Source organism: Lysinibacillus sp. NPDC093190 (assembly GCF_050280425.1).
In the GTDB taxonomy this organism is placed as follows: Bacteria; Bacillota; Bacilli; order Bacillales_A; family Planococcaceae; genus Lysinibacillus.
This window is the reverse complement of sequence record NZ_JBNNVG010000017.1, coordinates 103,917-109,916: the sequence shown is the minus strand read 5'-3', so window position 1 is coordinate 109,916 and position 6,000 is coordinate 103,917. Positions and strand designations below refer to the sequence as shown.

Genomic DNA, 6,000 nt, shown 5'->3' with positions numbered 1-6,000 from the left:
AAAGCGAAGCGACAGCAACAAATGTTTTCTGTGCGAAAGCGAAGCGACAGCAACAAATGTTTTCTGTGCGAAAGCGAAGCGACAGCAACAAATGTTTTCTGTGCGAAAGCGAAGCGACAGCAACAATTAGGCCAAGGCGAAATTGATAGAACGAGGAGTTGATCGTATGGATAAAAAAACCGAACAAAAGAAAGTGTTTTTAGATATCGTCCAACAATTACGTCAACTTATTAAAACGGAAAAAATACAGGCTGGTGAAAAGCTCCCTTCCGAACGAGTCCTTTCAGAACGTCTAGGTGTCGGGCGATCCTCCGTGAGAGAGGCATTGCGAAGCTTAGAATTGTTAGGTCTTATTGAAACGAGACATGGGGGAGGTACATTCCTAGCTTCCACACAAAAGCATCAGCTCGTAGAAATATTGTCGATGTTTATATTAGAAGATGAAAAATCAAAAAAGGATGTCGAATTAACGCGACAAATTCATGAAAAGGAAGCCATTCGCGTAATAAGTTGTACAGAGATTCTGCGAACACTACCTGTGTGGGACAGTTTTTTTGTAAAGCTAGAGATAGAAGGTACGATTAATTGTCGGGATGTTTTACGGGAAATAATAATCACGTCAGGAAATCGTCTTTCACTAAAAGTATGGTTTCAGTTAGCAGTTTATGACGGTGACCGTTTAAATCGAAACTCAACAGAAGAAGAAAAATTAATCATTCAAACTATGTTGAAATCGATGCAGCTAGGCTATGAAAAAGAAGCATTAACAGCTTACGAGCAGTGGATGAAGACTGTACGAAGCAATTAGACAACAAAGGGGGAGTCAAACATGGCAATTCGCAGCCTATTTATTAAAAAGAAAGAGGATGGACAAGAAAAAGGATTTCCAGAAGGACTTATGACAAAATGTCCAGAATGCCGTCACATTCAATTAACGAAGGAATTAGAAAAAAATCATAAAATATGTTCAAAATGTGACCATCATTTCAAAATGACAGCGCAGGAGCGCGTAGCAGATTTCTTAGATGAAGGTTCATTTGTTTCAATGGACGATCATTTACAAACAAGTAACCCACTTAATTTCCCTGCTTATGTAGAAAAAATTTCAGCGGATCAACAAAAAACGGGATTAAGCGAAGCTGTACTGACTGGGTTAGGTACCCTGGATGGAGAAGAAATTGTTGTAGCAATAATGGATTCTCATTTCCGTATGGGCTCAATGGGCTCAGTTGTCGGAGAAAAAATCACACTTGCCGTTGAAAAAGCTACTGAATTACGTCTACCATTTATTATCTTTACTGCTAGTGGTGGAGCGCGCATGCAAGAAGGCATTCTATCATTAATGCAAATGGCAAAAACGAGTGTGGCATTAAAACGCCATAGCGATGAAGGACTATTGTTTATTTCTATCTTGACGCATCCTACAACAGGTGGCGTTTCTGCAAGCTTTGCCTCTGTTGGAGATATTAATATTGCTGAACCACAAGCATTGATTGGCTTTGCTGGTCGCCGTGTTATTGAAGAAACAGTAAGAGAAAAACTGCCAAGTGATTTCCAAACGTCAGAATTTTTATTAGCGCATGGTCAGCTGGATGCCATCTTCCATCGAAAAGATTTACGAAACCAAGTAGCAGTGCTTGTAAAAATGCATACGAAAGGCGGCGTGAAACATGTCTAAAAATTTAGCTTTTGAAGAACCAGTAGTACAATTACGTGAAAAAATTGATGAGTTAAAAACGATTGCTGCCGATGCAGATGTAGATATGACAGGCGAAATTGAAACGTTAGAAACACGTCTAACACAGTTAGAACAATCCATTTATGCCAATATGAAGCCGTGGGATCGTGTACAGGTTGCTAGACATCCAGAACGACCAACGACATTACAATATATAGAGGCTATGTGTGAAAACTTTATTGAGTTACATGGTGATCGTACGTTTGGTGATGATGCGGCTATTCTTGGAGGAATTGCTCTTTTTGAAGGTCAGCCAGTAACGATTGTTGGACACCAACGCGGAAAATCAACTAAAGAAAACATTCGTCGAAATTTTGGTATGCCACATCCAGAAGGATATCGTAAAGCATTACGATTAATGAAGCAGGCTGAGAAATTTAAGCGACCAATTATTTGTTTTATTGATACGAAAGGTGCTTATCCCGGTAAGGCAGCTGAGGAACGTGGTCAAAGTGAAGCGATTGCCAGAAATCTAGTCGAAATGGCGGGCTTAACAGTGCCAGTTATTAGTATTGTTATTGGAGAAGGCGGTAGTGGAGGTGCCATTGCATTAGGTGTAGCGAATCGTGTCTTTATGTTAGAAAACTCAACGTATTCGGTTATCTCACCTGAAGGGGCTGCATCGATTTTATGGCGTGATGGTAGCCTAGGAAAGCAAGCGGCAGAAGCAATGCGTATAACTGCACCTGACTTAAAAGAGCTTGGCGTTATTGATGGAATTATCCCTGAAATAACAGGTGGAGCTCATCGCAATGTAGCGAAGCAAGCACTTTATATAAAAGAATGTATAAGCGACACACTAAAAGCATTGAATTCTTTAAATGCTGAACAATTAATTGAAGACCGTTATGAGAAATTCAGAAAGATAGGACAATTTACAGAAGCTTAAATACAGTTTTAGGTTTTTGGCCATGTAAATTTGCTCGAAAATAGTTAAAAATTGTGTTTTACATTAATAAAAAAACCTAGAGTAAATAGTGCGGAAAATAATGAAAATATATTGAATAAATGTTAAATTTCGGTTGTTTTTAAATAGAAAGAGTGTGTGAAAGCGCATTCTTTTTATTTTTTATGTAAAAGTTATGTTTTTGTAGCATCAGAACCCTTACATAGTTTGTTTTTTCATGTTAATGTGAATAATAATAGTATCTGCAGGAGGTTCGACAATGAAAAAAATTGCCGTATTAACAAGTGGTGGAGATGCACCAGGAATGAATGCAGCTATTCGTGCAGTCGTTCGTAAGGCAGCATATCATGGAATTGATGTTGTCGGAATTAAGCATGGCTATGATGGCTTAATAAAAGGCAGTATGGAAAATCTTGATTTAGGTTCAGTAGGTGGCATTATTCAACGTGGCGGTACACATTTAAATTCAGCAAGATGTCCTGAATTTAAAGAAGACGCTGTTCAGCAGCGAGGCATTGACATTATGCGTGAAGCTGGCATTGAAGGACTAGTCGTTATTGGCGGTGATGGTTCCTACCGTGGAGCTATGGATTTAGTGAAAAAAGGCTTTCCTGTTGTTGGTGTACCAGGAACAATTGATAATGACGTACCAGGAACCGAGTATACTATAGGTTTCGATACGGCATTAAATACGGTCGTGGAATCAATAGATAAAATCCGCGATACAGCAACTTCCCATGAAAATTCCTTTATAGTTGAGGTAATGGGGCGTGATGCAGGGGACATTGCTTTATGGGCAGGTCTTGCAGCTGGTGCTGAAACAGTTTTAATTCCAGAAGAAGATTATAATTTGGATGACATTGTGGCACGCTTAGACCGTGGAGCAGCGCGCGGGAAAAAGCATAGCATTATTATCGTCGCTGAAGGTGTCATGTCTGGTAGCGAATTGGCAAAACTATTATATGAAAAAACTGGGAAAGAGACGCGTGTTTCTGTTCTTGGACATATCCAACGCGGTGGTTCACCTACTGCGCGTGATCGTGTTCTAGCGAGTCAATTCGGTGCACATGCAGTTGAATTGCTTATGGAAGGAAAGCCTGGCAGAGCGGTAGGTATCCGCAATCATCAAGTTATTGACTATGATATGCCTGAGGCTTTCGAAAAAAATCATGAGGCAGATGTAAGCTTATATACTTTAATGAAAGAACTATCAATATAATTTGGTATAAAAACGGAGTGGGCAGAAAATGAGAAAAACAAAAATCGTATGTACAATTGGTCCAGCAAGTGAGTCAACAGAAACTTTAGAGAAACTAATTGAAGCAGGTATGAATGTTGCCCGCTTAAACTTTTCGCATGGTTCACATGAGGAACATGAAGTACGTATTAATTTAATTCGTCAAGTAGCACAAAAATTAGGTAAACCAGTTGGGATTTTACTCGACACAAAAGGCCCTGAAATTCGCACACATAATATGAAAAACGGAGAATTGCATTTAGCGGCAGGGCAAGTAATTGATATTTCAATGACTGAGGTTGAAGGAACAGAGGCAAGCTTCTCTGTAACGTACGATCTTTTAATCGAGGATGTTGAGCAAAACTCAATTATTTTATTAGATGATGGACTTATTCAACTACGTGTATTAGCAAAAGACATGGAAAAAGGCCTTATCCATACGATTGTTGAAAATGCAGGTGTCTTAAAAAATAAAAAGGGTGTTAACGTGCCAGGTGTTTCTGTACAGCTTCCAGGAATTACAGAAAAAGATGCACAGGACATTCTATTCGGTATTAAACAAGGTGTTGATTTTATTGCTGCCTCATTCGTTCGTCGAGCAAAGGATGTACTAGAAATCCGAGAATTACTTGAACAAAATGGCGGTAGCCACATTCAAATTATCCCGAAAATCGAGAACCAAGAGGGTGTCGATAATATCGATGAAATCATCTTAGTTTCAGATGGATTAATGGTAGCTCGTGGTGACCTTGGTGTAGAAATCCCGGCAGAAGAAGTACCACTTGTACAAAAGAAATTAATTTTAAAGTGTAATCAAGTTGGTAAACCAGTTATTACAGCTACACAAATGTTAGATTCGATGCAGCGTAATCCACGTCCAACACGAGCAGAGGCTAGTGACGTAGCAAATGCAATTATCGATGGTACAGATGCAATTATGCTTTCTGGTGAAACGGCAGCAGGGCTTTATCCAGTAGAGTCCGTACAAACAATGAATAAAATCGCACAGCGTACAGAAAACTCATTAGACTATAAGGCAATCGTCTCTACACGTAGTCGTGAAAAAGAGGCAAATATGACTGAGGCGATTTCTCAGGCAGTAGCCTACACTTCGATTAACCTAGGTGTGAAAGCAGTATTAGCACCAACAGAAAGTGGTAACACTGCTAGAATGATTGCAAAATATCGTCCTGGTGTACCGATTGTCGCTGTAACAGGTTCTGCCAATACAGCTCACGCATTAACACTAGTTTGGGGTGTGAACCCAGTTGTTTGTCAACGAGTTACAACAACAGATGAAATTTTAGAGCTAGCTGTTGATGAAAGCTTGAAGCATGGTTTTGTAACGCACGGTGATGCAGTTGTCATTACAGCAGGTGTACCAGTAGGTGAAGCGGGTACTACTAACTTAATGAAGGTACACATCATCGGAGATTTATTAGCTCGTGGTCAAGGAATCGGTAAAACTTCAGTAGTAGGTAAAACAGTTGTTGCAAAAAATGCAGCAGAGGCACTAGCATATGATACAGACGGATGCATTTTAGTAACGGTTGGCTCAGATCGTGATATGATGCCAGCGATTGAAAATTGTGTTGGTCTGATTACAGAGGAGGGCGGACTTACAAGTCATGCAGCAGTTGTAGGATTAAGCCTTGGTATCCCTGTTATCGTCGGAGTAAAAGAAGCTACTACATTGATTCGCCACGGTCAAGAAATTACAATGGATGCTGAAACAGGAGTTATTTACAAAGGGCATGCAAGTGTTCTGTAATCTATAATATAAAGCTCTAGTGCAAATAATTGTACTAGAGCTTTTCTTTTCTTATACAAAGAAGTAAATAGCATTTTGCGGCTTTTCACCGAAATCTAGGGATGACATTTTGTTAAAACGTATGTCGTGTGTATAAGTTGATCTTCGTTCCGGCTGGGCGACTCCTTGGGGATTAGCAATAGGGGAACGAAGGCTAAAACCATCACGTCGTGTGATAACGCCTTCGTGATCAACATCGGTGCCGCTGCCGCTTCGCTTTTGCAAAAAAAATTCTGTTGGCCCGAGACCCTGGAGCGAGCAACGCGAGTGAAGCGGGTAGGGGAACGAAGGCTAGAACCATCACGTCC

Annotated in this window: 5 protein-coding genes; all 5 read left to right on the top strand. The window is 40.1% G+C overall.

The genetic code is table 11. From position 1 onward, the window contains the following. Positions 1-166: 166 nt before the first annotated feature. The 5 genes from ACQKOF_RS14730 to pyk all read left to right on the top strand — a co-directional run bounded on the left by ACQKOF_RS14730 (position 167) and on the right by pyk (position 5,653). On the top strand, positions 167-808 hold the full coding sequence (locus tag ACQKOF_RS14730) for a FadR/GntR family transcriptional regulator (RefSeq protein ID WP_427558344.1): 642 nt from the start codon (positions 167-169) through the stop codon (positions 806-808). 21 nt (positions 809-829) lie between these two features. Beyond that, positions 830-1,678: an acetyl-CoA carboxylase, carboxyltransferase subunit beta gene (accD, locus tag ACQKOF_RS14725; protein WP_427558341.1), complete on the top strand. Its 849-nt coding sequence runs from the start codon at positions 830-832 to the stop codon at positions 1,676-1,678. Further along, the gene (locus ACQKOF_RS14720; protein WP_427558338.1) at positions 1,671-2,627 is read left to right on the top strand and encodes an acetyl-CoA carboxylase carboxyltransferase subunit alpha; all 957 of its coding nucleotides are present in this window, start codon (positions 1,671-1,673) and stop codon (positions 2,625-2,627) included. Before accD ends, ACQKOF_RS14720 begins: the two co-directional genes overlap by 8 nt. Positions 2,628-2,904: 277 nt before the next feature. Next, positions 2,905-3,864, top strand: a complete 960-nt coding sequence (gene pfkA / locus ACQKOF_RS14715; protein ID WP_427558335.1) for a 6-phosphofructokinase — start codon at positions 2,905-2,907, stop codon at positions 3,862-3,864. 28 nt (positions 3,865-3,892) lie between these two features. Next, positions 3,893-5,653 carry a pyruvate kinase gene (gene pyk, locus ACQKOF_RS14710; protein ID WP_427558332.1) on the top strand — a complete coding sequence of 587 codons (1,761 nt, stop codon included), beginning with the start codon at positions 3,893-3,895 and terminating at the stop codon, positions 5,651-5,653. Positions 5,654-6,000: the final 347 nt, after the last annotated feature.

Bases quoted from the DNA above. Each gene is read 5' to 3' on its own strand.
- pfkA (WP_427558335.1), top strand. From the start codon at position 2,905: ATGAAAAAAATTGCCGTATTAACAAGTGGTGGAGATGCACCAGGAATG.
- pyk (WP_427558332.1), top strand. From the start codon at position 3,893: ATGAGAAAAACAAAAATCGTATGTACAATTGGTCCAGCAAGTGAGTCA.
- ACQKOF_RS14730 (WP_427558344.1), top strand. From the start codon at position 167: ATGGATAAAAAAACCGAACAAAAGAAAGTGTTTTTAGATATCGTCCAA.
- accD (WP_427558341.1), top strand. From the start codon at position 830: ATGGCAATTCGCAGCCTATTTATTAAAAAGAAAGAGGATGGACAAGAA.
- ACQKOF_RS14720 (WP_427558338.1), top strand. From the start codon at position 1,671: ATGTCTAAAAATTTAGCTTTTGAAGAACCAGTAGTACAATTACGTGAA.